At 60.6% G+C, this 26,349-nt stretch carries 24 protein-coding genes; 10 read left to right on the plus strand and 14 right to left on the minus strand.

The genetic code is table 11. The features are described from left to right. Positions 1 to 20 precede the first annotated feature (20 nt). From rseP to rpsB, 8 genes are all read right to left on the minus strand, one after another. Positions 21 to 1,382, minus strand: a complete 1,362-nt coding sequence (gene rseP / locus BVH74_RS00205; RefSeq protein WP_080048123.1) for a sigma E protease regulator RseP — start codon at positions 1,380 to 1,382, stop codon at positions 21 to 23. Between the two features lie 42 nt (positions 1,383 to 1,424). Beyond that, complete coding sequence (ispC, locus tag BVH74_RS00210; RefSeq protein ID WP_080048124.1) at positions 1,425 to 2,609, minus strand: 1-deoxy-D-xylulose-5-phosphate reductoisomerase; 1,185 nt, start codon at positions 2,607 to 2,609, stop codon at positions 1,425 to 1,427. Further along, positions 2,606 to 3,421: a phosphatidate cytidylyltransferase gene (locus BVH74_RS00215; RefSeq protein WP_080048125.1), complete on the minus strand. Its 816-nt coding sequence runs from the start codon at positions 3,419 to 3,421 to the stop codon at positions 2,606 to 2,608. Before BVH74_RS00215 ends, ispC begins: the two co-directional genes overlap by 4 nt. Further along, positions 3,421 to 4,170: a polyprenyl diphosphate synthase gene (uppS, locus tag BVH74_RS00220; protein ID WP_080048126.1), complete on the minus strand. Its 750-nt coding sequence runs from the start codon at positions 4,168 to 4,170 to the stop codon at positions 3,421 to 3,423. Before uppS ends, BVH74_RS00215 begins: the two co-directional genes overlap by 1 nt. 20 nt (positions 4,171 to 4,190) lie before the next feature. Beyond that, the gene (gene frr / locus BVH74_RS00225; RefSeq protein ID WP_080048127.1) at positions 4,191 to 4,748 is read right to left on the minus strand and encodes a ribosome recycling factor; all 558 of its coding nucleotides are present in this window, start codon (positions 4,746 to 4,748) and stop codon (positions 4,191 to 4,193) included. Positions 4,749 to 4,750: 2 nt separating this feature from the next. Further along, positions 4,751 to 5,485, minus strand: coding sequence for a UMP kinase (gene pyrH, locus BVH74_RS00230; RefSeq protein ID WP_080048128.1), 735 nt, complete (start codon positions 5,483 to 5,485; stop codon positions 4,751 to 4,753). 181 nt (positions 5,486 to 5,666) lie between these two features. After that, entirely contained in the window at positions 5,667 to 6,536 is an 870-nt protein-coding gene (gene tsf / locus BVH74_RS00235) for a translation elongation factor Ts (RefSeq protein ID WP_080048129.1), read from the minus strand. A gap of 137 nt (positions 6,537 to 6,673) precedes the next feature. After that, the gene (rpsB, locus tag BVH74_RS00240) at positions 6,674 to 7,417 is read right to left on the minus strand and encodes a 30S ribosomal protein S2 (protein ID WP_080048130.1); all 744 of its coding nucleotides are present in this window, start codon (positions 7,415 to 7,417) and stop codon (positions 6,674 to 6,676) included. 288 nt (positions 7,418 to 7,705) lie between these two features. On the opposite strand from rpsB, the gene map reads away from it, so the two are divergent. Genes map through dapD form a run of 5 tightly spaced genes read left to right on the plus strand, consistent with a single transcriptional unit; the run spans position 7,706 to position 13,824 of the window. Next, positions 7,706 to 8,494, plus strand: a complete 789-nt coding sequence (gene map, locus BVH74_RS00245) for a type I methionyl aminopeptidase (RefSeq protein WP_080048131.1) — start codon at positions 7,706 to 7,708, stop codon at positions 8,492 to 8,494. Positions 8,495 to 8,508: 14 nt separating this feature from the next. Next, positions 8,509 to 11,202 carry a [protein-PII] uridylyltransferase gene (locus tag BVH74_RS00250; RefSeq protein WP_080048132.1) on the plus strand — a complete coding sequence of 898 codons (2,694 nt, stop codon included), beginning with the start codon at positions 8,509 to 8,511 and terminating at the stop codon, positions 11,200 to 11,202. A gap of 11 nt (positions 11,203 to 11,213) precedes the next feature. Beyond that, on the plus strand, positions 11,214 to 12,416 hold the full coding sequence (dapC, locus tag BVH74_RS00255) for a succinyldiaminopimelate transaminase (protein ID WP_080048133.1): 1,203 nt from the start codon (positions 11,214 to 11,216) through the stop codon (positions 12,414 to 12,416). Then, on the plus strand, positions 12,413 to 12,757 hold the full coding sequence (locus BVH74_RS00260) for an ArsC family reductase (RefSeq protein WP_080048134.1): 345 nt from the start codon (positions 12,413 to 12,415) through the stop codon (positions 12,755 to 12,757). Before dapC ends, BVH74_RS00260 begins: the two co-directional genes overlap by 4 nt. Positions 12,758 to 12,789: 32 nt before the next feature. Then, a complete protein-coding gene (dapD, locus tag BVH74_RS00265) occupies positions 12,790 to 13,824 on the plus strand; it encodes a 2,3,4,5-tetrahydropyridine-2,6-dicarboxylate N-succinyltransferase (RefSeq protein WP_080048135.1) in 1,035 nt (344 codons plus the stop codon). A 76-nt stretch (positions 13,825 to 13,900) separates the two neighbouring features. On the opposite strand, the gene tcdA is transcribed toward dapD, so the two are convergent. Continuing rightward, positions 13,901 to 14,677, minus strand: a complete 777-nt coding sequence (gene tcdA, locus BVH74_RS00270) for a tRNA cyclic N6-threonylcarbamoyladenosine(37) synthase TcdA (RefSeq protein ID WP_080048136.1) — start codon at positions 14,675 to 14,677, stop codon at positions 13,901 to 13,903. Between the two features lie 308 nt (positions 14,678 to 14,985). Here tcdA and rlmF point away from each other — a divergent pair, with 308 nt between their 5' ends. The 4 genes from rlmF to BVH74_RS00290 all read left to right on the plus strand — a co-directional run bounded on the left by rlmF (position 14,986) and on the right by BVH74_RS00290 (position 18,343). Further along, positions 14,986 to 15,954, plus strand: a complete 969-nt coding sequence (gene rlmF / locus BVH74_RS00275) for a 23S rRNA (adenine(1618)-N(6))-methyltransferase RlmF (RefSeq protein WP_080048137.1) — start codon at positions 14,986 to 14,988, stop codon at positions 15,952 to 15,954. Between the two features lie 63 nt (positions 15,955 to 16,017). Next, the gene (gene dapE / locus BVH74_RS00280; RefSeq protein WP_155121665.1) at positions 16,018 to 17,154 is read left to right on the plus strand and encodes a succinyl-diaminopimelate desuccinylase; all 1,137 of its coding nucleotides are present in this window, start codon (positions 16,018 to 16,020) and stop codon (positions 17,152 to 17,154) included. Continuing rightward, a complete protein-coding gene (locus BVH74_RS00285; RefSeq protein WP_080048139.1) occupies positions 17,154 to 17,957 on the plus strand; it encodes a putative RNA methyltransferase in 804 nt (267 codons plus the stop codon). Before dapE ends, BVH74_RS00285 begins: the two co-directional genes overlap by 1 nt. An 11-nt stretch (positions 17,958 to 17,968) precedes the next feature. Beyond that, positions 17,969 to 18,343 carry a hypothetical protein gene (locus BVH74_RS00290; protein ID WP_080048140.1) on the plus strand — a complete coding sequence of 125 codons (375 nt, stop codon included), beginning with the start codon at positions 17,969 to 17,971 and terminating at the stop codon, positions 18,341 to 18,343. Between the two features lie 107 nt (positions 18,344 to 18,450). On the opposite strand, the gene BVH74_RS00295 is transcribed toward BVH74_RS00290, so the two are convergent. The 5 genes from BVH74_RS00295 to BVH74_RS00315 form a co-directional block, all read right to left on the minus strand. Continuing rightward, positions 18,451 to 18,660, minus strand: a complete 210-nt coding sequence (locus BVH74_RS00295) for a cold-shock protein (protein WP_080048141.1) — start codon at positions 18,658 to 18,660, stop codon at positions 18,451 to 18,453. A 284-nt stretch (positions 18,661 to 18,944) separates the two neighbouring features. Continuing rightward, a complete protein-coding gene (locus BVH74_RS00300) occupies positions 18,945 to 19,934 on the minus strand; it encodes a DUF4340 domain-containing protein (RefSeq protein ID WP_080048142.1) in 990 nt (329 codons plus the stop codon). Positions 19,935 to 19,947: 13 nt separating this feature from the next. Then, positions 19,948 to 21,789, minus strand: coding sequence for a GldG family protein (locus BVH74_RS00305; protein WP_080048144.1), 1,842 nt, complete (start codon positions 21,787 to 21,789; stop codon positions 19,948 to 19,950). 16 nt (positions 21,790 to 21,805) lie between these two features. Continuing rightward, on the minus strand, positions 21,806 to 22,540 hold the full coding sequence (locus BVH74_RS00310) for an ABC transporter permease subunit (RefSeq protein ID WP_080048145.1): 735 nt from the start codon (positions 22,538 to 22,540) through the stop codon (positions 21,806 to 21,808). Beyond that, positions 22,537 to 23,466 (minus strand): ABC transporter ATP-binding protein, encoded by a 930-nt coding sequence (locus BVH74_RS00315; RefSeq protein ID WP_080048147.1) that lies wholly within the window; start codon positions 23,464 to 23,466, stop codon positions 22,537 to 22,539. The genes BVH74_RS00310 and BVH74_RS00315 overlap by 4 nt, the downstream gene beginning before the upstream one ends. Positions 23,467 to 23,871: 405 nt before the next feature. On the opposite strand from BVH74_RS00315, the gene plsB reads away from it, so the two are divergent. Beyond that, a complete protein-coding gene (gene plsB, locus BVH74_RS00320; protein WP_080051565.1) occupies positions 23,872 to 26,346 on the plus strand; it encodes a glycerol-3-phosphate 1-O-acyltransferase PlsB in 2,475 nt (824 codons plus the stop codon). Positions 26,347 to 26,349 lie beyond the last annotated feature (3 nt).

Below are 26,349 nucleotides of genomic sequence, written 5' to 3' on the forward strand. Positions count from 1 at the left end.
CACTTATTGGTAATTAGTAATTAGCCACCCAACCGGCTGATATCGTTATAGATGGCGAACAGCATGATCCCGACAATCAGCGTCAGGCCAATTTGCAACCCCCAGGCCTGAATCCGCTCGGACAGCGGCTTGCCGCGGATCCATTCAGCGGTGTAATAGACCAGATGCCCCCCATCAAGCACCGGAATCGGCAGCAGGTTGAGTACCCCCAGACTTATGCTCAGATAAGCAATAAATGTGAGAAAACTCTCCAGCCCCGACTTGGCCGAAGCGCCCGCCACTTTAGCAATGGTTATCGGGCCACTCAAGTTTTTTGCCGAGACCAGCCCGGTCAGCATTTTCTTCAGCGATTCCAGGGTTAGTACGGTCATGTCCCAGGTTTTGCCGACCGCCACCGGGATCGCCACCAACGGGTTGTAGTCAATTGAGCGGATCATGTGCTCGGGCCAGTCGAATGCTTCGACCCCTGCACCGATGAAGCCGACCTGACGCTCGCCCTGCTCCCGGACCGCCGGCACCAGTTCCACACTCAGGAACCGACCATTGCGTTCAACCCCCAGGTTCAGCGTCTGTCCCGCACTGTTCTGAATCGCCGGTACCACCTGGCGTACCCAGTCATCAACCGGCTCGCCATTGACCTCGACAATCAGATCACCCTCTTGCAATCCCGCCGCTGCCGCCGCACCGTCGGCATTGAGCTGACCGATCCGTGGCGCCACCACCGGCTGCCAACTGGTCAACCCCAACGCGGCAATCGGATCAGGCTGATCGGCGCCGCGCAACCAGTCGCGCAACTCCAGGGTGTAGGTTTGCGGCTCGCCGCCTTCCAGGCTCCGGGCCGTGACCTGCATCTGTCCGGTTTCGCCAAGCCGGCGGATCAATTGCAGATTAACCTCATGCCAACTGCGGGTTGTCCGGCCATCGACCTCAAGAATTTCCAGCCCTTCGCTCAAACCTGCACGCGCCGCCACACTGCCCGGCTGTACTGGACCAAGCACGGGCGCCAACGTGGTAATACCAACTACGGCGATAATCCAGAAAGCGACAATGGCCAGCAGAAAGTTGGCCAAAGGCCCTGCGGCAACGATAGCGATGCGCTGTTTGACGTCCTTGCGATTGAACGCGCGCTCCAGCTCCGCCTCATCGACCGGTGCCTCACGCTCATCCAGCATCTTGACGTAGCCACCCAGGGGAATGGCGGCAATCACGAATTCGGTGCCCTGACGGTCATACCAGCGATACAGCGGCGAGCCGAAGCCGACCGAAAAACGCAGAACCTTGACCCCACAGCGGCGTGCGACCCAGAAGTGCCCGTATTCGTGGATGGTGACCAGTAGGCCCAAAGCCACAATGGTCGCCACAATTGTAAACAGCAGATCCATTCAACGCCTCGTTGGTGAAGGCTTCAACTCAAGCCGGCAGCCTCAACTGCGCTGGGCAACCCAGTGCGCGGCCTGCTCACGCGCAACCTGATCGGCCCACATTATGTGCTGCAAATCTTTGACCGACTCCACCGTGATACGGTTCAGTGTGTCTTCGATGATAACAGGGATATCGGTAAAACCAATCCGCCGCTCAAGAAAGGCGGCCACGGCGACCTCATTGGCAGCATTGAGCATGGCGCAGGCAGTCCCACCGGCTTCAGCAGCCTGACGCGCAAGCCCCAGGCAAGGGAACCGCTGCGGATCAGGAGCCTGGAAGTCCAGCCGGGCAGTCAACAGCAAATCCAGCGCACTGACGCCCGAATCGATACGCTCCGGCCAGGCCAGCGCATGGGCAATCGGGGTGCGCATATCGGGATTACCCATCTGAGCCAGTACCGAGCCATCGACATAATCAACCAGCGAATGCACCACACTTTGCGGATGAATCACTACCTCAACCTGCTGCGGCCGGGCGTCGAACAGCCAGCAGGCTTCGATCAACTCCAACCCCTTGTTCATCATGCTGGCCGAGTCGACTGAAATTTTCTGCCCCATTGACCAGTTGGGATGAGCACAGGCCTGCTCAGGAGTCGCGCTTGCCAGCGCCTCCAGCGGCCACTCCCGGAACGGACCACCGGAGGCCGTCAATAGAATCCGACGCACCCCGACCGGTGCCAGACCACGGGTGTAATCGGCTGGCATACACTGAAAAATCGCATTGTGCTCACTATCGATGGGCAGCAACTGAGCGCCGGACTCAGCCACGGCCTGCATGAACAGCGCCCCGGACATCACCAGCGCTTCCTTGTTGGCCAGCAGTACCCGCTTGCCGGCGCGCACTGCTGCCAGGGTCGGTTCCAGACCAGCAGCACCAACAATCGCCGCCATCACCACATCGACCTGACCGCTGGAAGCAACCTGACACAACGCCTCGGGACCGTGCAGCACCTCGGTTGCCAGACCCGCCTCACGTAATTGCTGCTGCAGCACCACCGCCTGCTCGGCATGAGCGACAACCGCCACCTGCGGGCGGTGAGCCAGGCACTGCTCAAGCAGAACATCAACGCGACTGAAGCCCGTCAGCGCCCAAACCTGATAACGCTCCGGATGCCGCCCGGCCACATCCAGGGTGCTGACCCCAATCGAGCCGGTGGCGCCCAGCACACAAAGTTGCTGGCGCCTCACCCGAGCTGACTCCCAATCAACCACCAGCACAGCGAAAACACCGGAATGGCCGCCGTCAGGCTATCAATCCGATCAAGCACCCCGCCATGTCCAGGCAACAGCTTGCTACTGTCCTTGAGGCCTTGTTCGCGCTTGAACAGACTTTCAGTCAGATCGCCGACCACCGAAAACAACACCACCAGCAAGGCACCCAGCAGCCCCAGCAGCAGCGCCGGCAAGGTCCAGTTCAGATAAAGCAGCGCTGCCAGTGCCAGCGCCTGGGTCAGCAGCACACCACCCAGCAAACCTTCCAGGGTCTTGCCAGGACTGACATTGGGCAACAGCTTGCGTTTGCCCCAGGTCTTGCCGGCGAAATAGGCGCCAATATCCGCCGCCCAGACCAGCACTACCAAGGCCAGAATCAGCCACAGGCCATGCGCCTGACCTCTGAGCCAGACCAGGCCATACCAAGCCGGAACCAAAATCAGCAGCCCGAACAACCAGGCCAGCGGCATACCACTGCGCAACCCCTTGGCTTCGGGATAACGTACGATCAGGACACAGGCCAGCAGCCACCACAACAGCGCCGGCACCAGCACCGGGCCAGGTGTCCAGCCAAACTGATACAAGGCCCAGAGAATCACCGCCACAACCGCGGCATAGACCACCCGATGGGTCTGTGCGGTTTCACCAGCCAGACGAGCCCACTCCCAGGCACCAAGGGTGACCACCGCACCGATGAACAGGGCAAACAGACCACCCTGCAGGAAAATGAAGCCGGCAATTGCGATCGGCGCCAGGATTACCCCGGTTATTACCCGTTGCTTGAGCATCAGCCCTCCGCAGCTATCTGTTCGCTGGTTTTACCAAAGCGCCGCTGACGGCAAGCGAAATCGGCCAGCGCCTCACGCATAGCCTCATGCTTGAAGTCGGGCCAGTACAGATCGGAAAAGTACAGTTCAGCGTAGGCCAACTGCCACAGTAGAAAGTTGCTGATCCGCCGCTCACCACCGGTGCGGATGCACAGGTCAGGCAGTGGCCAATCGGCAGTGCTCAACCCTTGCTCCACTGCTCGCTCATCAATCATTTCGGGATTGAGCTCGCCGGCGGCTACCCGGCGGGCCAACTGCCTGGCGGCCTGGGCAATATCCCACTGCCCGCCGTAGTTGGCCGCCACCACTAACGTCATGCGTTGCCCGCCAGCGGTCAACGCCTCGGCATCACGCATGGCCAACTGCAACTCGGGGGCAAAGCGGCTACGATCACCAATGATCCGTAGACGAATACCGTTCTCATGCAGCTTGCGAACTTCACGGCGCAAGGCACCCAGAAACAGCTCCATCAACGCCCCGACCTCATCGGCCGGGCGCTGCCAGTTCTCGCTGGAGAAGGCAAACAGCGTGAGCACCTCAACCTCGGCTTCGGCGCACACCTCGATGACTGCTTTGACCGCCTCAACTCCAGCCTTGTGGCCAGCCACGCCCGGCATCAGGCGCCGACGCGCCCACCGGTTGTTGCCGTCCATGATGATCGCCACATGGCGCGGCGTGGACGCCTTGCGCCCCTCGACAGGCATATTCATGCTGACTTGAGCCGACAGCCTTAAACGGCCATCAGGTCCGCTTCCTTGACTTCCAGGGCCTTGTCAATTTCAGCGATGAACTTGTCAGTCAGCTTTTGCACATCATCAGCGGCACGACGCTCCTCGTCTTCGCTGATTTCCTTTTCCTTCTGCAGATCCTTGAGCTGGCTCAGGGCGTCACGACGGATATTGCGCACCGCGACCCGGGCATTCTCGGCTTCAGCCTTGGCCTGCTTGGTAAAGCCCTTGCGGGTTTCCTCGGTCAGCGCTGGCATCGGCACCCGGATGGTAGTTCCAGCGGTAGCGGGGTTGAGACCCAGATCAGAGGTCATGATGGCCTTTTCAACCGCCTGAATCATTCCCTTGTCGAAAACCGTCAGTGCCAAAGTACGCGAGTCCTCGACGATCACGTTGGCGACCTGACGCAACGGAGTGTCGGAACCATAGTAAGACACCATGACGCTATCGAGGATACTCGGGTGCGCACGACCAGTACGGATCTTGGCAAACGCATGGCCCAGCGATTCGACCGATTTTTTCATGCGCTCCTGCGCATCCTGCTTGATTTCGTTGATCATTCTCAGCCCTCGATCAGTGTTCCTTCGGCGCTACCGACAACCGCATTGAGCAGCGCGCCAGGTTTGTTCATATTGAATACCCGCAGCGGCATGTGATGGTCGCGGATCAGGCAGATCGCTGTCAGATCCATCACTCCCAGCTTGAGGTCGAGCACCTGGTCATAGCTCAGGCTATCGAAACGCTCGGCATTCGGGTCTTTCATCGGGTCGGCATTGTACACCCCGTCTACCTTGGTAGCCTTGAGCACAAGGTCAGCATCGACCTCGATGGCGCGCAAACAGGCTGCCGTGTCCGTAGTAAAGAAGGGGTTGCCGGTACCGGCGGAGAATATTACCACGTCACCGCTACCAAGGTAGCGCATTGCCTTGCGCCGGTCGTAATGCTCGGTCACGCCCTCCATGGTGATAGCCGACATCACCCGGGTCTGGATATTCGAACGTTCCAGCGAATCGCGCATGGCCAGTGCATTCATCACCGTGGCAAGCATGCCCATGTGATCACCGGTCACCCGATCCATCCCAGCAGCACTCAACGCTGCTCCACGGAACAGGTTGCCACCACCTATCACCAACCCCACCTGGACACCAATACCAATCAGTTGGCCAATTTCCAGGGCCATGCGATCGAGCACCTTGGGATCAATACCGAAATCCTCGGTACCCATCAGAGCCTCACCGCTGAGCTTGAGAAGAATGCGCTTGTACTTGGGCTGACGACTACTGGGAACTTGTGCCATGTTCGACTCTCTCTCGCAACATTGGAGGAAACACTCAACAAGTCACCCAGACAACAATTGGAGAGCACTTGTTCAATATTTCCTTAAAAAAGAGGCCCCCCGTCTACACGGGGAGCCTCCGTTCAACCTTGAAACGCGCCTCCGCTCCGAAGACGCGTTCTGCGGCGGTCAGCTCGCACACTTACTGCTTGGCAGCGGCAACCTGAGCGGCCACCTCGGCAGCGAAGTCAGACTCGGCCTTCTCGATACCCTCACCCACCTCAAAGCGAACGAAGGAAACGATCTTGGCGCCTGCTTTCTTGGCCAGATCGCCAACCTTGACTTCCGGATCCTTGATGAACGGCTGCTCAACCAGACTGGCTTCGGCCAGGAACTTGTTGATACGGCCCTTGACCATGTTCTCAACAATATTTTCCGGCTTGCCGGCGATCTTGTCGGCATTCAGCGCCAGGAAGATTTCCTTTTCCTTGGCCACGGCTTCTTCAGATACCTGGGTCGGGTCAAGGAATTGCGGGTTGCTAGCGGCGACGTGCATGGCGACATCACGCGCCAGCTCTTCATTGCCACCCTCGAGCACAACCAGCACACCGATGCGGTGACCGTGCAGATAGGCACCAACCACATCACCCTCAACGCGGGTCAGGCGACGGATGTTGACGTTCTCGCCGGTCTTGGCAACCAGAGCTTCACGGGCAGATTCCTGGTCAGCGATCAGCGGTGCAGCATCGGTATAACCAGCCTCGAAAGCCTTGTCCAGACTGGCGGCAACGAACGCCTTGAAATCGTCCTGCAGGGCCAGGAAGTCGGTCTGCGAGTTGACTTCAACGATAACAGCGGCCTTGTTGTCTGCGGCAACTTTGACAGCGATGGAGCCTTCGGCAGCAATGTTGCCAGCCTTCTTGGCGGCCTTGATGGCGCCGGAAGCGCGCATATCGTCGATGGCCTTCTCGATGTCGCCGTTGGCGGCAACCAGGGCCTTCTTGCACTCCATCATGCCTTGGCCGGTACGCTCGCGAAGTTCTTTGACCAGGGCTGCGGTGATCTGTGTCATGAATGATTCCTCTAAGATGGCTTGATTCTGTACTGCCCAGTTCAAGCGGGGCAGACATCTCATGGTGCGTTCAGGATATTGCAAAAAGGGGGCATAGCCCCCTTTTCGATACGGCAAGACTACAAGCCGTCAGCTCCTCAGCCTTCAGAGGCCTCGGCAGCCGGAGCTTCTTCTTCGACGAACTCGTCGCCAGCACCAGCATTGCTCTTGCCATGCAGAACGGCGTCAGCCATGGCGGCGGCATACAGCTTGATGGCGCGAATGGCGTCGTCGTTGCCCGGAATTACGAAATCAACACCCTCAGGGCTGCTGTTGGTATCGACGATGCCGATAACCGGAATACCCAGCTTGTTGGCTTCGGTAATGGCGATGCGCTCATGCTCAACATCGATAACGAAGATGGCGTCCGGCAGACCGCCCATATCCTTGATACCACCCAGGCTGCGATTCAGCTTTTCCAGATCGCGCGAACGCATCAGCGCTTCTTTCTTGGTCAGCTTGGCGAAGGTGCCGTCCTGAGCCTGAGCTTCCAGGTCACGCAGACGCTTGATCGACTGACGGATGGTCTTGTAGTTGGTGAGCATGCCGCCCAGCCAACGGTGATCAACATAGGGCATGCCGGCGCGGGTAGCTTCTTCAGCGATGATCTTGCTGGCGGCGCGCTTGGTGCCGACGAACAGCAGCTTGTTCTTGCCGGAAGCCAGTTTTTCCACGAAGCTGACGGCTTCATGGAACATCGGCATGGTTTTTTCCAGGTTGATGATGTGAATCTTGTTGCGAGCGCCGAAAATGTACTTGCCCATTTTCGGGTTCCAGTAACGGGTCTGGTGGCCGAAGTGCGCACCGGCCTTCAGCATGTCACGCATAGAGACTTGGGTCATGATAACTCCATATAGTCGGGTTGGGCCTCCACGCATCCCAGCGTCCAACCCCGAAGGGCACCCAGGACACCGTGTCGATACGTGTGCGGTTTCAGTTTTCGCCTGCCGCCAGCATGCTGACTCTATTCAGGCGGGGCGCTTTATAGCATAGAACCGCACACAAGGAAAGGCGAAGCTGTCCGTCGGAATACCGACGGGTCGCGGTCGGGCTGCCCAATCTGGTACACTTTCGTGCTTAATCCCCTGATCGATGCGCCTGCGGGCGTTACTGCACACGAGAGCTCAGCCATGACTGTAACCATCAAGACCCCGGAAGACATTGCCGGCATGCGTATCGCCGGCCGCCTGGCTGCCGAGGTGCTGGAAATGATCGGTGAGCACGTCAAGCCCGGGGTCACCACCAACGAACTGGACCGCATTTGCCATGACTATATCGTCAATGTGCAAAAAGCTATCCCAGCCCCACTCAACTATGGTGCAGCACCAGGGCGGCCAGGCTTTCCCAAGTCGATCTGCACCTCGCTCAATCACGTGGTCTGTCACGGCATTCCCAACGACAAGCCACTCAAGAGCGGCGACGTGCTGAACATCGACGTGACCGTCATCAAGGACGGCTACCACGGCGATACCAGCAAGATGTTCTCTGTCGGCGGCGTGCCGGAGTGGGCCGAGCGCCTGTCGCGGGTCACCCAGGAATGCCTCTATAAAGGCATATCGGTGGTCCGCCCAGGTGCCAGGCTTGGCGATATCGGCGCGATCATCCAGGAGCACGCCCACGCCAACCACTACAGTGTGGTGCGCGAATATTGTGGCCACGGCATCGGCAAGGTCTTCCACGAAGACCCCCAGGTACTGCATTACGGCCGCGCCGGTACCGGCCTTGAACTCAAGGAAGGCATGACCTTTACCATCGAACCGATGATCAACCAGGGACGCCCGGAAACCCGCCTGCTCGGTGACGGCTGGACCGCCATCACCAAAGACCGCAAGCTGTCGGCCCAATGGGAACACACCATTCTGGTCACCGCCGACGGCTACGAGGTTCTGACCCGTCGCCAGGAAGAGACTTTCCAGTAATACCTGCTCAGGGCGTGCCTGTGGACAACGAACTTTTCGACCCCGGCCAGTTTCAGGCGGAACTGGCCCTGAAAAGCAGCCCCGTCGCTGCCTTTAAGAAAGCCATACGTCAGGCTGACAGCGTCCTGCAATCACGCTTTGAAGGCGGGCGCGACATCCACAAACTGATTCACGAGCGCGCCTGGGTCACCGACCAGATTCTCCAGCAGGCCTGGCAACGCCTGCCCTGCGCCAACGACCCGGGCATCGCCCTGCTGGCCGTCGGCGGCTATGGTCGCGGCGAACTGCATCCGCATTCGGACATTGACCTGCTGATCCTGCTCAAGGATAGCGACGAGCCCTTCCGCGACAGCATTGAGCAGTTTCTGATGCTGCTCTGGGACATCGGCCTGGAAGTTGGTCAGAGCGTGCGTAACGTGACCGAATGCGCCGAACAGGCCCGGGCCGACATCACCGTGATCACCAACCTGATGGAGTCGCGCACCCTGCATGGCGATGAGCAACTGCGCCAGGCGATGATCGCCACCATCAGCGCCGGGCACATGTGGAGTGACGCCGAATTCTTCCGCGCCAAGCGCGCCGAACAACAGGCCCGCCACGCCAAGTTCAACGACACCGAGTACAACCTCGAACCCAACGTCAAAAGCTCCCCGGGCGGGCTGCGCGATATCCAGACCATCGGCTGGGTAGCACTGCGTCACTTTGGCACCAACGATCTGCGTGAACTGGTCGAGCGCGGCTTTCTCAACGAAGCCGAGTACACCATTCTAGCATCCGGACGGGCCTTTCTCTGGCAGGTCCGCTTCGCCTTGCACATTCTCGCCGGACGCGCCGAAGATCGTCTGCTGTTCGACCACCAGCGCACCCTGGCCAGGCAGATGGGCTATGAAGACAGCGACAGCAAGCTGGCGGTCGAACGCTTCATGCAGAAGTACTTCCGGGTAGTGATGTCACTGTCGGAGCTCAACGACCTGCTGATGCAGCATTTCGAGGAGATTCTCCTGCGTGATGCCGAGCATGCCGACATTCAACCGCTCAATAGCCGGTTCCAGATCCGCGATCACTACATCGAGGTTACCCAGCCGCAGGTGTTTCGCCGCACCCCCTCGGCCTTGCTGGAAATTTTCCTGCTGATGGCCCAGAACCCACAGATTCGCGGGGTACGAGCCGACACTATTCGTCTGCTGCGTGACCACCGGCATCTGATCGACGACGCTTTTCGCGCCGACATCCGCAATACCAGCCTGTTCATCGAATTGTTCCGCTGCAAGGAAGGTATTCACCGCAACCTGCGACGGATGAACCGTTACGGCATCCTTGGCCGCTATCTGCCGGAGTTCGGCAAGATCGTCGGCCAGATGCAGCACGACCTGTTCCACATCTATACCGTCGACGCCCACACCCTGAACCTGATCAAGCACCTGCGCAAGCTCGGACGCCCGGACTATCAGGAAAAATACCCACTGGCCTGGAAGATCTTCTGCCGCCTGCCCAAGCCCGACCTATTGTACATGGCCGGGCTGTATCACGATATCGCCAAGGGCCGGGGCGGCGACCACTCCGAACTCGGCGCCGTGGACGCCGAAGCCTTCTGCCAGCGCCACCATCTGCCAGCCTGGGATACCCATCTGGTCAGCTGGCTGGTGGAGAATCATCTGGTGATGTCGACCACCGCCCAGCGCAAGGACATTTCCGACCCCCAGGTGATCCACGACTTCGCCGTGCAGATGGGCAACCAGGTACGCCTGGACTACCTCTACGTGCTGACCATCGCCGACATCAACGCCACCAACCCGACGCTGTGGAATTCCTGGCGCGCCTCACTACTGCGCCAACTCTACACCGAGACCAAGCGCGCGCTGCGCCGTGGCCTGGACAACCCACCGGATCGCGAAGAGCAGATCCATCAGACCCAACAGGCGGCACTCGACATTCTGGTACGCAATGGCATCGACGAAGAGGACGTCCAGGCCCTGTGGACCCAGCTCGGTGATGACTACTTCCTGCGCCACACCGCCAGCGACGTAGCCTGGCATGCCGAGGCGATCATCCAGCACCCGGCCAGTCTCGGGCCCCTGGTGCTGATCAAGGAGACCGCCCAGCGCGAATTCGAGGGGGCTACCCAGGTATTCATCTATACCCCGGACCAGAATGACCTGTTCGCCGCCACGGTCGCCGCGATGGACCAGCTCAACCTGAGCATTCAGGACGCCCGGATCATCACCTCGACCAGCCGCTTCAGCCTCGATACCTATATCGTACTGGACGCCGACGGCGGCTCGATCGGCGACAACCCCGAACGCATTCGCCAGATCAAGCAAGGACTGATCGAAGCACTATCCAACCCCGACGACTACCCCGCGATCATCCAGCGCCGGGTACCACGCCAGCTCAAGCATTTTGCCTTCCCGCCGGAAGTCACCATCTTCAACGACCCGGCTGGCCAGCACACCATTCTCGAGCTCAGCGCTCCAGACCGCCCTGGCCTGCTGGCACGCATGGGACGGATTTTCCTCGACTTCGACATCAGTGTGCAGAACGCCAAGATCGTCACTCTGGGCGAGCGGGTCGATGATGTCTTTGTACTTACCGGCGCCGACAACCAGGCGCTGTCCGACCCGCAACTGTGCCAGCGCCTGCAGCAAACCATCGTCGCCACCCTGAGTGACAGCAACGGCAGCGCCACCCCGCGCCAGATAACCATTTGAGGACCCCGCGGATGAATCACGACTTGCAACGCCTGCAGCCCTACCCGTTCGAGAAACTGCGGGCGTTGATTGCCGATATCACCCCGAATCCGGCACTGCGGCCGATCTCGCTGTCGATTGGCGAACCCAAGCATCCCTCACCACCCTTTGTACTCGAAGCACTGGCCAACAATCTGGACCAGGCCGCGGTGTACCCAACTACCGCCGGACTGCCGCAACTGCGTCAAGGTATCGCCGACTGGCTGACCCGACGCTTTCAACTCAAGTCCGACAGCCTCAACCCTGCAACCCAGGTGATCCCGGTCAACGGCACACGCGAGGCGCTGTTTTCCTTCACCCAGGCTCTGGTTCAGCGCGACCCGCAAGGTCTGGTGGTCAGCCCCAACCCGTTCTATCAGATCTACGAAGGCGCAGCCTTTCTCGCCGGGGTCGAGCCGCACTACCTGGCCTGTGACGCCAGCAACGGCTTCATTCCAGACTTTGATCAGGTGCCGGTACAGATCTGGCAGCGCTGCCAGCTGCTGTTCATTTGCACACCGGGCAACCCGACAGGCGCGGTGATTCCGCTAGCGACTCTACAAAGACTGATTCAGTTAGCTGATCAGTACGACTTCGTGATCGCCTCGGACGAGTGCTACAGCGAGATCCATGCCCCCGACCGGAGTGGCCCGGTAGGTCTATTGCAGGCCTGCGCCGCCATGGGTCGGGACGACTTTGCCCGGTGCGTGGTATTCCACAGTCTGTCCAAACGTTCCAATCTGCCCGGCCTGCGCTCCGGGTTCGTGGCCGGCGACGCCAGCCTGCTCGGCCCCTACCTGCAATACCGCACCTACCACGGCTGTGCCATGCCGGTGCAGACGCAACTGGCCAGCCTGGCCGCCTGGCAGGACGAAGCCCACGTCGAGGAAAACCGCCGCCAGTACCAGGCCAAGTTCGATGCCGTACTGGATATCCTTGGCGACGTCATGGACGTGCGGCGTCCGGACGCCGGTTTCTACCTGTGGCCACGCACCCCGATCGATGACGAAAGCTTCTGCAAGCGCCTGCTGGCCGAACAAAATGTCGCTGTTGTGCCTGGACGTTACCTCTCACGCGATGTTGACGGGTATAATCCTGGCGCCGGCCGGGTGCGCATGGCCCTGGTTGCGCCGCTGGATGATTGCATCGAGGCGGCCCAGCGCATTCGTCAGTTTCTCGGGAGCCTGACCCCATGATCACTCTGTACGGCATCAAGGCCTGCGACACCATGAAAAAAGCCCGCACCTGGCTCGATGAGCACGGCGTGAACTACCAGTTCCATGATTACAAGAAAGTAGGGATCGACGCCGAACGGCTGCGAGCCTGGTGCGATGAGCACGGCTGGGAGAAAATCCTCAACCGTCAGGGCACCACTTTCCGCAAACTGGATGATGCGGACAAACAGAACATCGACACCGACAAGGCCGTAGCCCTGATGCAGGCCCACCCTTCGATGATCAAAAGACCGGTACTGGATACCGGCGACCAGCGGCTGGTCGGCTTCAAACCCGAGTGGTATGCCACCGCCTTCGACTGACACTCCATGCACCAGCATCCAAGGAATCACCCATGAGCGAATGTTTCAGCCTGGCCTTTGGCATCGGTACCCAGAACAGCGCCGGCGAATGGCTTGAAGTCTACTATCCGCAGCCCCTGCTCAACCCCGAATCGGCCCTGGTCAAGGCCGTCTCCGAGCAGGTCGGTTACACTGGCGGCAACCAGGCCATCAGCCTGCAACCCAGCCAATGTGGCGCTTTGGGCAAGGCCATGGCCGCTGCCGGCTACGCAGAAAGCGGCGCCCTGATCGCCCAACTGGAAACCAGCAACCGCCCGCTGGTAGTCACCATCCTGGCCAGCGACGAAGCGCCCAGCTCCACCCCCGAGGCCTACCTCAAACTGCACCTGCTCTCGCACCGGCTGGTCAAGCCGCACGGGGTAGTGCTGGCCGGCATCTTCCCGCTGCTGCCGAACGTAGCCTGGACCAATCAGGGCGCTATCGACATCAACGAACTGCCGCAGCGCCAACTGGCCGCCCGTCTTAAGGGTGAAACCCTGAACGTGCACAGCGTCGACAAGTTCCCGTGCATGACCGACTACGTGGTCCCGACCGGCGTGCGTATCGCCGACAGCGCCCGCGTACGCCTGGGTGCCTACGTCGGCGAAGGCACCACCGTGATGCATGAAGGCTTTATCAACTTCAACGCTGGTACCGACGGCACCAGCATGGTCGAAGGTCGCATCTCCGCCGGGGTTTTCGTCGGCAAGGGCTCGGACCTGGGTGGCGGCTGCTCGACCATGGGCACCCTGTCCGGCGGTGGCAACATCGTCATCTCGGTCGGCGAAGGCTGCCTGATCGGCGCCAACGCCGGTATCGGCATCCCGCTGGGCGACCGCTGCACTGTCGAGGCCGGCCTGTATATCACCGCCGGGATCAAGATCGCCCTGCTGGATGACGCCGACAATCTGGTCAAGGTAGTTAAGGCCCGTGAGCTGGCCAACCAGAACGACCTGCTGTTCCGCCGCAACTCGCAAACCGGCGCCATTGAGTGCAAGACCAACAAGAGCGCCATTCAGCTCAACGAGATGCTCCACGCCCACAACTGAGGCGCCGGCTGCACGTTTACAGCTGTGACATACAAAGACCCGCACCTTCCGGTGCGGGCCTTTTTGCTGCGTGCTGTTAACGTAACAGCCGCTGCACTATCTGCGCCGCCGCAACCATCCCAAACGTCGCGGTCACCATGGTCACCGCACCAAAACCACCGGCACAGTCCAGCCGCACGCCCTCACCGACAAAGGATTTCTGCTGGCACACCGTGCCGTCGGGTTTCGGATAGCGCAGCTGCTCGGTGGAATACACGCAGGGCACGCCAAAACTGCGCTTGCTCTCGGCCCGCGGGAAGTTGTGGTCACGACGCAACAACGAGCGCGCCTTGGCCGCCAGCGGATCGTTGACGGTTTTTGACAGGTCAGCGACGCTGACTTTGGTCGGATCAATCTGCCCACCAGCGCCGCCGGTGGTGATGATCGGAATCTTGCGCCGCCGGCACCAGGCGATCAGCGCCACCTTGGAGGCGACACTGTCGATGCAGTCAACTACCCCATCAAGATCATCAGTGATGTAATCGGCCAGTGTCGCCGGGGTCACGAAGTCCATCACCGGATGCACCTCGCAGGCCGGATTGATCGCCCGCAGACGCTCAGCCATGACCTCGACCTTGGGTCGACCAATCTGCCCGGCCAGCGCCGGCAACTGGCGGTTGGTGTTGGTCAGGCACAACTCGTCCAGATCGATCAGCGTGATCCTGCCTATGCCGGTGCGCCCCAGCGCCTCGACCACCCACGAGCCCACCCCGCCAATGCCGACCACCGCCACATGGCTGGTCTGCAGGCGCGCCAGGGCTTCACGGCCATAAAGTCGGGCTATGCCACCAAAGCGGGGATCATCAACAGTCATGTGCACCTCGAAATTCCAGGGCCGGCAGTATACCAGCGCACCACGTACTGATCATTAAACGCACGACCGCTACCAGCCCAAGATTCATCGGCACTGGCCCGGACTGTCCCGAACTTATCCACAGCACCATCCACAGATCGTGTGCATAACCGCAGGCACGGGACTGTCGCCAGCTCGCCCGGCATGGGACACTAAAATACTGATTAATTGCACGCAAACTCAGTAGCCCGGTCAGCGACAATTGGGCCAACACCGAAACTGATTTAATCAGTGTTTCCCTAAAGTTTATCCAGCGAATAATCCAAGCCATGTCCAAAGCCTCCACACCGCCTGCGCGCTTTCACCCGCGCAACCGCCATCAGGGACACTACGACCTGCCCCGGCTGGCCCAGACCAGCCCAGATCTGGGCCGCTGGCTGCGCACCAACCCAAACGGCGAACCGAGCCTTGACTTCGCCGAACCCGAGGCGGTCAAGGCGCTCAACCGCGCCCTACTGACGCACTGGTACGCGCTGCGCGACTGGGATATCCCCCATGGCTACCTGTGCCCACCGGTACCTGGGCGCGCCGATCTTATCCACTGCCTGGCCGACCTGCTGGGCGAAAGCCACAACGGCACGATTCCAACCGGCCCTGGCCTGGTCGGTCTGGATATTGGCACCGGTGCCAACCTGATCTACCCATTGATCGGCACGCATGAATACGGCTGGCGTTTCGTCGGTAGCGACATCGACCCGACGGCGCTCGCCAATGCCCGGCGACTTGTCACCGCCAACGCCTTGCCAACAGCTGTCGAGCTGCGCCAGCAGTCAGACCCCCAGAATATCCTGCACGGCATCATCGGCGCCGAAGAACAGTTCGACTTCAGCCTCTGTAACCCGCCATTTCACCCCAGCGCCGCCCAGGCCCGGGACGGCAGCCGGCGCAAATGGCGCAACCTCGGCCAGCCCGGCCGGGCACAGCGCGAGCCGCTGCTCAACTTTGGCGGTCAGGCCAACGAGTTGCACTGTCCAGGGGGCGAAGCCGGGTTTCTCGGGCGCCTGACCGAGGAAAGTGCGGCCTTCGCCCAGCAGGTGTTCTGGTTTACCGCGTTGGTGTCCAAAGCTACCAGCCTGCCGGCATTACAGGCGCAGCTACAGCAGCTCGGTGCCCGCGACGTCCGGATTGTGCCAATGCACCAGGGCCATAAGCACAGTCGCCTGCTAGCCTGGACCTTCCTGGACAAGAAACAGCGCCGCCGCTGGCGCCGCGAGCGCTGGCCACAGCCCGGTGAATAAGTCACGACGGCGGCCGGGTCTGTTATCATTGCGGCCTGTCCAACGCCGCAAGTGACCGTACCGATGACCGACCTGTCCCCCACCCTGTCCCTGGCCTGCGAACTGATCAGCCGCGACTCCACCACACCTGACGATGCTGGCTGCCAGCAGTTGATGGGCGAGCGCCTGGCGGCCATCGGCTTCCAGCTTGAGCCCATGCGCTTTGGCGAGGTCGATAACCTCTGGGCCCGGCGCGGCAGTCAAGGTCCGGTATTGTGCTTTGCCGGGCACACCGACGTCGTACCGACCGGTCCGCTGGAGCGCTGGAGCAACCCGCCGTTCCAGCCCCGGATCATTGACGGCATGCTGCATGGGCGCGGTGCAGCCGACATGAAGGGCAGCCTGGCAGCAATGGTGGTGGCAGTCGAGCGGTTTGTGGCCGCACACCCGAACCATCGGGGCTCGATCGCCTTTCTGATCACCAGCGACGAGGAAGGCCCCGCCACCGACGGTACGGTCAAGGTGGTGGAAACCCTCAAGGCCCGCAACGAGCAGGTCGACTGGTGCATCGTTGGTGAGCCATCGAGCACTGAACTGGTAGGTGATGTGGTCAAGAACGGCCGACGCGGCTCGCTCAATGCCCGGCTGCTGGTCAAGGGCAAACAGGGCCACGTAGCCTACCCACACCTGGCGCGCAACCCGATTCACCTGGCCGCCCCGGCTCTGGCTGCTCTGGCGGCTGAAACCTGGGACCAGGGCAACGACTTTTTCCCGCCAACCAGTTTCCAGATCTCCAACCTCAACAGCGGCACCGGCGCCACCAACGTGGTACCCGGCGAGCTGGTCGCCCTGATCAACTTCCGCTTCTCCACCGAATCCACGGTCGAAGGCCTGCAAGCACGGGTACGGGCAATCCTCGACCAACACGACCTGGAGTATGAACTGGACTGGAACCTGTCCGGTCTGCCGTTCCTGACCGAGCCAGGCGCGCTGCTTGATGGCGTCGCCGCCGCCATTGAACAGGTGACCGGGCGCACCACCCAGGCTTCCACCTCCGGCGGCACCTCCGATGGGCGCTTCATCGCCACCATGGGAACCCAGGTGGTCGAGCTGGGGCCGGTCAATGCGACCATCCATCAGGTTGACGAACAGATCAGTGCCGCCGACCTGGAGACCCTGACCGACATCTATCAGGCCACCCTGGAACGGCTGCTGGGCTGATGCTGAATCTGATCTGTCCACTGTGCCACACCGCGCTGACTCAGCAGGAGCGCCAGTGGCGCTGCTCCAACCAGCACAGTTATGACCAAGCGCGTCAGGGTTATCTGAATCTGTTGCTGGTCCAGCACAAGCGCAGCAAGCAGCCTGGTGACACACCGCAGATGCTGGGCTGCCGCCAGGCCTTTCTCGATGCCGGCCACTATCAGCCGGTCAGCGAGCAGATCAATCAGAGCCTGGCCGCGCAGACACCGGCCAGTCTACTGGACATGGGCTGTGGTGAAGGCTACTACACGACCCGGTTACAGCAGGCACTGCCAGATACCGCCATAGCCGGGCTGGACATCAGCAAGGACGCGATCATCAAGGCCTGTCGCCGCAGCAGGTCAGTCCAGTGGCTGGTCGGCTCCAGCGCGCGCCTGCCGGTCGCTGATGCCAGCCTGGACGCACTATTGTGCGTGTTCAGCCCCTGGTCTTGGGATGAATGTCTGCGCACACTCAAACCAGGTGGCCGCGCATTGCTGGTCGGCCCCCAGGCCGAGCATCTACTGAGCCTGCGCGAATCCCTGTACGACCAGATTCACCCGACTCCGGATCTGATCCGCGACTGTCCCTCCGGACTGAAGATCGTCAGTGACCAGACCCTGCGCTATGCTTTGAACCTGAACCCGGCCGACCTGGCCAATCTGATCGGCATGACCCCTCACGGCTTTCGCAGTCAGCCCGAGCGCCAGCAGGCGCTGATCGAGGCCGGCATCGAAGGACTGGAGGTGGCCATGCGTCTGGTCATGCTGCAACGCCGCTAAGAGGACCACACGTGCGCCAACCGGACATCGAGATCTACCTGCGTGAAGACCATCTGCCCGCTCTGCTCGACTGGCTGGCCAGTCTCGGCCAACTGCAACAGACCAGCACCAGCGGACGAGCCAGCCTGGAACTGGACGGTGTGCGCATCCCGGTATTGATCGTGCGCAAGGCCGCTGGCAAATGGGCCAGCATCTGGTTCGACAGCGACCGCACCCCTTGGGCCACCGACGCCGATTGCGCCCGTGCCGTGTTCGCCGCGATTGGTCAGGAAGTGCGTTGCTCGGTGGGCGGCTGGTCCGAAGACGATGGCGAAGACGATGCCGATCGCTGGCTCAAGGTCAATGCCGAGGGTGAAAACGAGTTTATCTGGGCGATGCAGCGCTAAGCCAACCTTGAAGAATCAGTGGCCGCAACCAACCTCTGACGCCCTAGCGCCAGATCACAGAGCCGGAAAGAGAAAAGGCTGTCCGCGTGCTCGGACAGCCTTTTTCTTCAGAGCTTGGCCACGTCTTCGGCCTGAAGGCCTTTTTGCCCCTGGGTCACGGTAAATTCCACCTTTTGACCTTCAGTCAGGGTGCGGTGACCATCACCACGGATGGCACGGAAATGCACGAAAACATCCGGGCCGGATTCACGCTGAATAAAACCAAAACCTTTGGCATCGTTGAACCACTTGACGGTCCCGAGCTCGCGTTCTGCCATTACCACAATCTCCACAACTGCCTGATAGGTACACGCTGTCCGAAGAAGGAGCAGCACTGTCGACGCTCCATATCAACCTGTACTTCAAACCCGTGTGCCTGGCGCAGATGCGGTCGTGCTCAACTGGGCGAGGGGCAGCCATACAGCCTGGCCGCGCCTCACATAGAAGGGTGTTATTAGAGGCCGTACCCCGATTCTAGCCAAACCCAATGCCGGTGCAAGTGGTTTTTATGCCGAGACAAAGGCCCTGCCGGCCAGATCACTGACCGGCACAAGCCCCTCCATTACTCGTCAACAGCAGTGCGAATGATATCGGCTTGGCGCTTGTTGAGGTTTTCCATCTGCCCGATACCGATCTGAAACGCCCAGCGCGAATCGGCATTGACCCGGATCTGTTCGGACTCAGACGGCTCCTGTGCAAAGCTCTCGATCACCACCCAGTAGCGGCCGGCGAGCTCATACAGCGCTGCTTGCAGCTCGGTACCAGCCCAGGTGGTGACGGTCATGCGCAGTTTTGGCTGATCCAGCTCCAGGCTATCACGCAGAGCCACACTCTGAGCGCGCAGATCGAGCAGGGCCAGAACCATGCTGTTGATCCAGCGCTCATTACCCTGCTGCTGCTCTGGAGCCAGGCCAGCGATGCGGAAGTTGTAATCGCCCTCGCCGGCCTTTTCGAGCGCCAGCACATCACCATCGGCATGGGCCCAGCGGGCACTGGCCGCAAGCTCCATCGGCAACTCGACCACCTTCAGATCAAGCCAATCATGGCTGCTCAGCGACATGCCCAGCGGCCGGCTGAGCAACCAGACCTGATCCTGCCCGGCAAAACGCATCAACTGACCACTGCCGGCGGCTTCACCAAAGATCAGCCCCAACTGGTTGTCACCAGCGCCCAGCACGACTTTCAGGCTGTTATCACCACTGGCCTGATCATCCAACCCGAGCCGGGCATGGTGCTCCGGGTTGGCGGTCTTGGCTTCAAGAATCCGCGCACCACGCAAAGCGGTCAGCAGTGCCGCCAAGCGCTCGCGCAGCACCGGAAACTGATCATGGACCGGCACGCCCCAGCCGTTCTGGTCGCGACGCAGCTCAACCACCTGATCAGCTCGTGCCAGGCTGATCCATTCAGCCTGCCCCAACAACGCCAATTGCGCCTCATCGAGCATGGGCCGGCTTTCCAGATCGGCCACCCGGTCACTGCTACGCATTTGCAGGGTCAACGCCACCAGCACCAGACTGACGATGGCGGTGACGATTATCAGCTTGTTACGCATATCCGCCCTCCCCTCAGGCCTTGCGCCGCCAGCGACCGATCAGCCACCAGCCCAGCATGCCGAGGCTGAGCAACAGCGGCACCAGACCGATGTTGATGACCTTCAGCCAATTGCCCAGGCGCTCGATGTCGGCGTTGAGCTGGAAACGGACATCACGCAGTTGCTTACGGATTTCCAGTTTGTCGTCGAGAAAACGCTGGATAGCCTCCTGCTGCTCACTGCTCAGCTCAGTCAACTGAGTGGGATCCTGATTCTGCTGCAGCTCGGCCAGACGCCGCTCGGTCTCGGCCAGTTGCTGCTGCAAGCGCTGCTCGCTGGCGCGGAACCGCCGCTCAGCCTTGCGCTGCAGATCCTGTACCACAGTGAACGGACGGCTGAAGTCGCCGCGTGAGCGCACGCTGATCAGCGCCTCGGAACCGGACAGGTTGTCCAGCGCGTTGATCAGGAAGCCACCATTGTCGGCCCAGGGCTGTGGAATACGCTGACCAAAGAAGTCCTGCACCTGCACCCACATCCGATCGCTGAGCAGATCAGTATCGGCCACCAGCAACACATTGATGTTGTCAGCCTCAGTCAGCACCGGTTCACGCCCTTCCAGCCCTTGCGGGTAGGCAGTGCTGGCCGGCCCTTGCAGGCGAGCGGCAAAGTGATAGATTTGCTCATCGGCCTGGAAACCATTGAGCAGCGCTTCCGGGTCCTGCAGGGTGGCAAAGCGGCTACTGTCGACCAACGCACTGCTCGCGGTACTTGAGAGCAGCGGCATGAACCGGGTACTGGCACCCTCGATCGGCTTCAGCGCACCACCGGTGGCAATGGTCAGCAACTGCAGTGGAGCGGTCACGGTGTCTTCGCTATCACGCTGGGCCTGTTCCAGCTCCAGCCAGCCAATATGCCGAGCCGGCAATTGGCCCTGGCCGCGGCTGACCGACATGCCCAGGCGGGTGTCGACCACCACCTTCTCCAGATCGTAGTCCACCCCCCAGGCCGCCAGCAGCGGGCCCAGGTCAGAAGCACGGCCGTCGGCCATACCTTCGATCATGGCATCAGTGCTGATGTCCATTTCCGCATAGGGATCGATAAAGCTCAGCAAACGGCCACCACGCAGCACGAACTGGTCCACCGCAAACAGTGCCGACTCGGTCAGCGACTTGGGGTGAATCAGCAGCAGCACCTCAATGTCCTCGGGTATCTCATCCAGATCAGGTTCCAGGCTCTGAATGGTGAACAACTGGCGAATCTGCTCCAGCACGGTCCACGGTGGCATGGGCTGGCCGCTCATTGGGTTCATCCCACCACCAATCGGCAGACCGCTGATCAGGCCGATTTGCGGTTTCTCTGGCTGCGACAGACTGTTAACCAGACGGCTCAGCTCGTACTCGAGCAGGCCTTCCTGTTCCAGGGTGAAGAACGGAATGATTTCACGCTGGGCCAGGCTGTTGGTACCGGCCAGACCGAAGTACAGCTTGTCACCAGTCTGACTCAGCGGAATCGCCTGCAAACCGAATTCGGCCGCGCGGTCCTCAGCCTCCGAGAACGGTTGCGGATCAATGATCTGCAAGCGCAGCTTGCCGCCGGCTACCCGCTCATATTCCTTGAGCATCTCCTCAACCCGGCGTGCGTAGTTGCGCAGCATCACCATGTCCTTACTGGCACGGTCGGAGAAGAAGAAGTACAGGGTGATCGGCTCGTCAATATCACGCAGGATCTGCCGGGTTCCATCGGAGATGGTGTAGAGCTTCTGCTCGGTCAAGTCGAGCCGGGCACCGGTCAGCAACACGCTGGAGGCCATATTGAAGGCAAGGAAGGCCAGCAGCAGTACCAGCAGGCCGGTACCGGAATACATCAGTCGTTTCATGTCGATCTCCTTTGCCTCAGTCGGCCTTTTTCAGGTCGATGACGATTGCCGTGGCCAGCAGCCAGACGGCCATCAACGAGATGAAATACAGCAGGTCACGCAGATCCAGAACGCCCTTGCTGATGGCATCGAAGCGAATCAGGAAGCTGAGTGAGGCAATGGCGTCCAGCAGCCACTGGGGAGCCCAGCCGCTGAACAGATCAAGCAGTAGCGGAAAGCCACTGACGATAAAGATAAAGCACACCACTACGCTGACGATGAAGGCGATCACCTGGTTCTTGGTCAGCGCCGAGATGCACGAACCAATCGCCAGATAGCCTCCCGCCAACAACCAGCTACCCAGATAACCGGTAAAGATCGCACCATTATCCGGCGAGCCCAGATAGTTGACGGTAATGATGATCGGGAACGTCAGCAGCAGAGCGATGCCGATGAATACCCAGGCCGCGAGGAACTTGCCCAGCACCATGTCGGCGCGTGACACCGGCAGGGTCATCAGTAGCTCGATGGTGCCTGACTTGCGCTCCTCGGCCCACAGGCGCATGGCCACGGCCGGTACCAGAAACAGATACAGCCAGGGATGGAAGTTGAAGAACGGCACCAGATCGGCCTGACCGCTTTCATAAAAGCCGCCGAGATAAAATGTGAATACCGCCGACAGTACCAGGAAGATGACAATAAAGATGAACGCCAGCGGGGTGGCGAAGTAGCTGCCCAGCTCGCGCTTGAAGATCACGCTCAGGTTATTCATGCGGCCTCCCCCGCGGTCAGACGGCGGAACACTTCATCCAGACGGCCCCGCTCGACCGACAGTTCCTTGACCGGCCAGTTGTGGCTTCGCGCCAATTCACCTACAGCCGGGAAAATAACCTCACCAGGCTTGGCCAGCACGGTCAGTAGTTGCCCTTCACGCTGCTGCTCGATCTCGACCACCCCGGGCAGACTCAGCAATGGCTGGGTATCCACCGGTTGCTGTAGCTCCAGGGTCACCGCCTGGTGATAACGTGAACGGGCTTCGAGTTCATCCGGCGTGCCGTTGGCCAGCAACTTGCCACGACCAATGATCACCGCCCGGGAACATACCGCACTGACCTCTTCGAGGATATGGGTGGAAATCACCACGATCTTGTTGCTGCCCTCGGCCAGTTGCTGAATCAGTCGGCGTACCTGATGTTTCTGATTTGGATCCAGACCATCAGTAGGCTCGTCAAGAATCAACACCTTGGGATCATGAAGAATCGCCTGGGCCAGACCAACCCGGCGCTTGAAGCCCTTGGACAGGGTTTCGATGCTCTGGTTGAGCACACCAGCAAGCTCTACCTGCTCTACCGCATGTGCCACGCGCTGCTGTTTCTCAGCACCCTTGAAGCCGCGGACCTCGGCAATGAATTCAAGAAAGCGTTTGACCCGCATGTCGCCGTAACAGGGCGCGCCTTCAGGCAAATAGCCCATCTCACGCTGAGCCTGCAGGGTCTGGGTCTGGATATCGTACCCACATACCGTGGCGCTGCCGCCGTCCGGAGTGAGAAATCCGGTGAGCATTTTCATAGTGGTGGATTTTCCTGCACCGTTCGGGCCGAGAAATCCGAGCACTTCTCCCGGCTTGACGTCGAAGGACAGGTTGTCCACTACAACGTGCTCGCCGAAGCGTTTGGTCAGGCTGTTTATGCTTATCATGGCCTCTGTTCCCCCAATATTTGTGCGACCACCCCCGCGGTCGCTTGGTGCGCCGACTGGGTGCGGATACTGGAGGGAATAGACCGCAACAGGGCCTGCAGGTTCGTCGCACGGCCACAGTTCGCAGGCAGCTTGTGGCTCCGAATCGTAGAAGCGACGCCGCAGGCGTCCCTGAAGTCTGTCCCGTATCGTGCACACGGCCAGTCAACGCGGGCTACGCAGCACACTACCCGGAGATACGCGCGGCGACGCCCAAGGTGGTGACTATATGGGCCCAGTGCCGGTCATTTCAAGCGCTGTCGCGCCAGCAATACGCCAGCCAAGCTGTAACAAGAGATTAAAACCGCTAAAATTCGCCCTGCACCCATGAACGACAGCTGCGCTGTCCTGCACACTGAGAACATGATGTCCGCCGTCTATTCATCCCTGTTCGGCCGTTTGCGCTTCGGCCTGCTCCGTCGTTTGCTGTATCTCTGGGCCCGCTCCGAGGTTATCGGCAATTCTGCGACCAATCCCGGATTGGATTCCGGGCGCCCGATCATCTATGTCCTGCCCTACCGCGCGCTGTCCGACCTGCTGGTACTGGATCGCGAGTGCAGCCGTGCGGGCCTGCCCCGGCCTGTGCGAGCGCCCGATGCCAGCCTGGACGAAAAGGAAGCCCACCTGTTTCTCAGCCGCGAACAGGTGTGGCTCGGCCGCCCCGATCCGCGCGGCCAGTCACCACGCCTGCTCAGAGTGCTGGATGCAGTCGAACAGCAGCGCGTAGAAGACGTGCAACTGGTGCCGGTCAGCGTGTTCTGGGGCCAGTCCCCGGATGTCGAATCCTCGGCCATCAAGTTGCTGTTCGCCTACAACTGGGCGGTCGGTGGGCGCTTGCGCAAGTTTTTGGCCATCCTGTTACACGGGCGCAAGATTCGCGTGCGGTTCGGCCCGCCGCTGTCACTGCGCCAGCTGGTGGCTGAGAACCTCGGCCATGCCCGCAACGTGCGCAAGGTCAATCGCCTGCTGCGGGTTCACTTCCAGCAACAACGCCGGGCCGTGGTCGGACCCGACCTGTCGCACCGCCGGACCCTGCTCAAGGGCCTCCTACACGCACCGCTGGTCCGCGAAGCGATTACCCGCGAGGCCGAGGAAAAGGGCATTGATGAAGCCAAGGCTCAGCAGCAGGCTGCCCGCTACGCCAACGAAATCGCCTCGGACTTCACCTACACCATCATCCGCTTTCTGGAGGTGGTGTTGAGCTGGTTCTGGAACAAGCTCTACGATGGCATCCGCATCAACCATATCGAGCGGGTCCAGGAGATAGCCCAGGGCAACGAGATCATTTATGTGCCCTGCCACCGCAGCCATATCGACTACCTGTTGTTGTCCTATATCCTGTTTCGCAACAGCCTGACGCCACCGCATATCGCCGCCGGCATCAACCTCGACATGCCAATCATCGGCGGCATTCTGCGCCGCGGTGGAGCCTTTTTCATGCGCCGCAGCTTCCGCGGCAACCAGCTCTACACGGCGGTATTCAACGAATACCTGCACACCCTGTTCAGCCGCGGCTTCCCGACCGAGTACTTCATCGAAGGCGGGCGTTCACGGACCGGCCGGACGTTGAACCCGAAAACCGGGATGCTGGCAATCACGCTGCGCAGCTTCCTGCGTTCCTCGCGCCGACCAATCATGTTCGTACCGGTCTACATCGGCTATGAACGGGTACTCGAAGGCCGTACCTATCTGGGCGAGTTGCGTGGCCAGGCCAAGAAGAAAGAGTCGTTTTTCGACATTTTCCGGGTGCTGTCGGCGCTCAAACTGCCATTCGGCCAGGTCGCGGTCAATTTCGGCGAGCCCGTGCCGCTGGCCAGGTTTCTCGACCAGCAGCAACCCGGCTGGCGCGAGCAGACCCATGGCCCGGACTACCGCCCAGATTGGCTGAACCCGACCACCCAGCAACTGGCACTGACCCTGACCCGCGCGATCAATGCCGCCGCCGACGTCAACCCAGTCAATCTGGTGGCCCTGGTGATGCTCGCCACCCGCAAGCTGGCACTGGATGAAACCTCGCTGGTGCGCGCCCTGGATGCCTATCTGACGTTACTGCGCCAGGTCCCTTACAGCACCAGCGTGAGCCTGCCGGAACTCGACGGCCAGACACTGATACGTCATGTCGAGGCCATGCAACTGATCGGTCGACAATCCGACGCCCTGGGTGAGATCCTCTATTTGGACGAACCTCAGGCGGTATTGATGACCTACTACCGCAATAATGTGCTGCACCTGGTCGCCCTGCCGGCGCTGATCGCCGGGCTATTCCTCAACAACGCCCGGCTAGGACGCGAACAGATCACCCGGCTGGTCAGCGCCATCTACCCGTACCTGCAGGCCGAGTTTTTCATCCATTGGGATGAAGCCGAGCTGCCGCAGGTGATTCAGCACTGGATTGATGGCCTGATCAGCCACGGCCTGCTGCGCGAGGAAGATGGTCAGATCGTGCGCCCCGACCCCAGTTCAGGCGAATTCGTGATGCTCACCCTGCTGGCCCGCAGCCTGCTGCAGACCCTGGAGCGCTTCTACATGGTTGCCGCCCTGCTGCTTGACCATCCCAACGGCAGCCTGGACGCAGAGCAACTGGAAAGCCTCTGTTCGGTCATGGCCCAACGCCTGTCGATTCTGCACGGGCTCAACGCGCCGGAGTTCTTCGACAAGACCCTGTTCCGCCAATTCATCCAACGCCTGACTGAGCTGGATGTGCTGTACAGCGACGAAACCGGCAAGCTGCGTTACCTGCCAGAACTGGAGGATATTGCCGAGAACACCGCCAAACGGGTATTGAGCGCCGAGATTCGTCTATCCATTCGGCAGGTAGCGCGCAGCTCCAAGCCGGCTTGAGGC

The organism is Halopseudomonas phragmitis, from assembly GCF_002056295.1.
Classification (GTDB): Bacteria; Pseudomonadota; Gammaproteobacteria; order Pseudomonadales; family Pseudomonadaceae; genus Halopseudomonas; species Halopseudomonas phragmitis.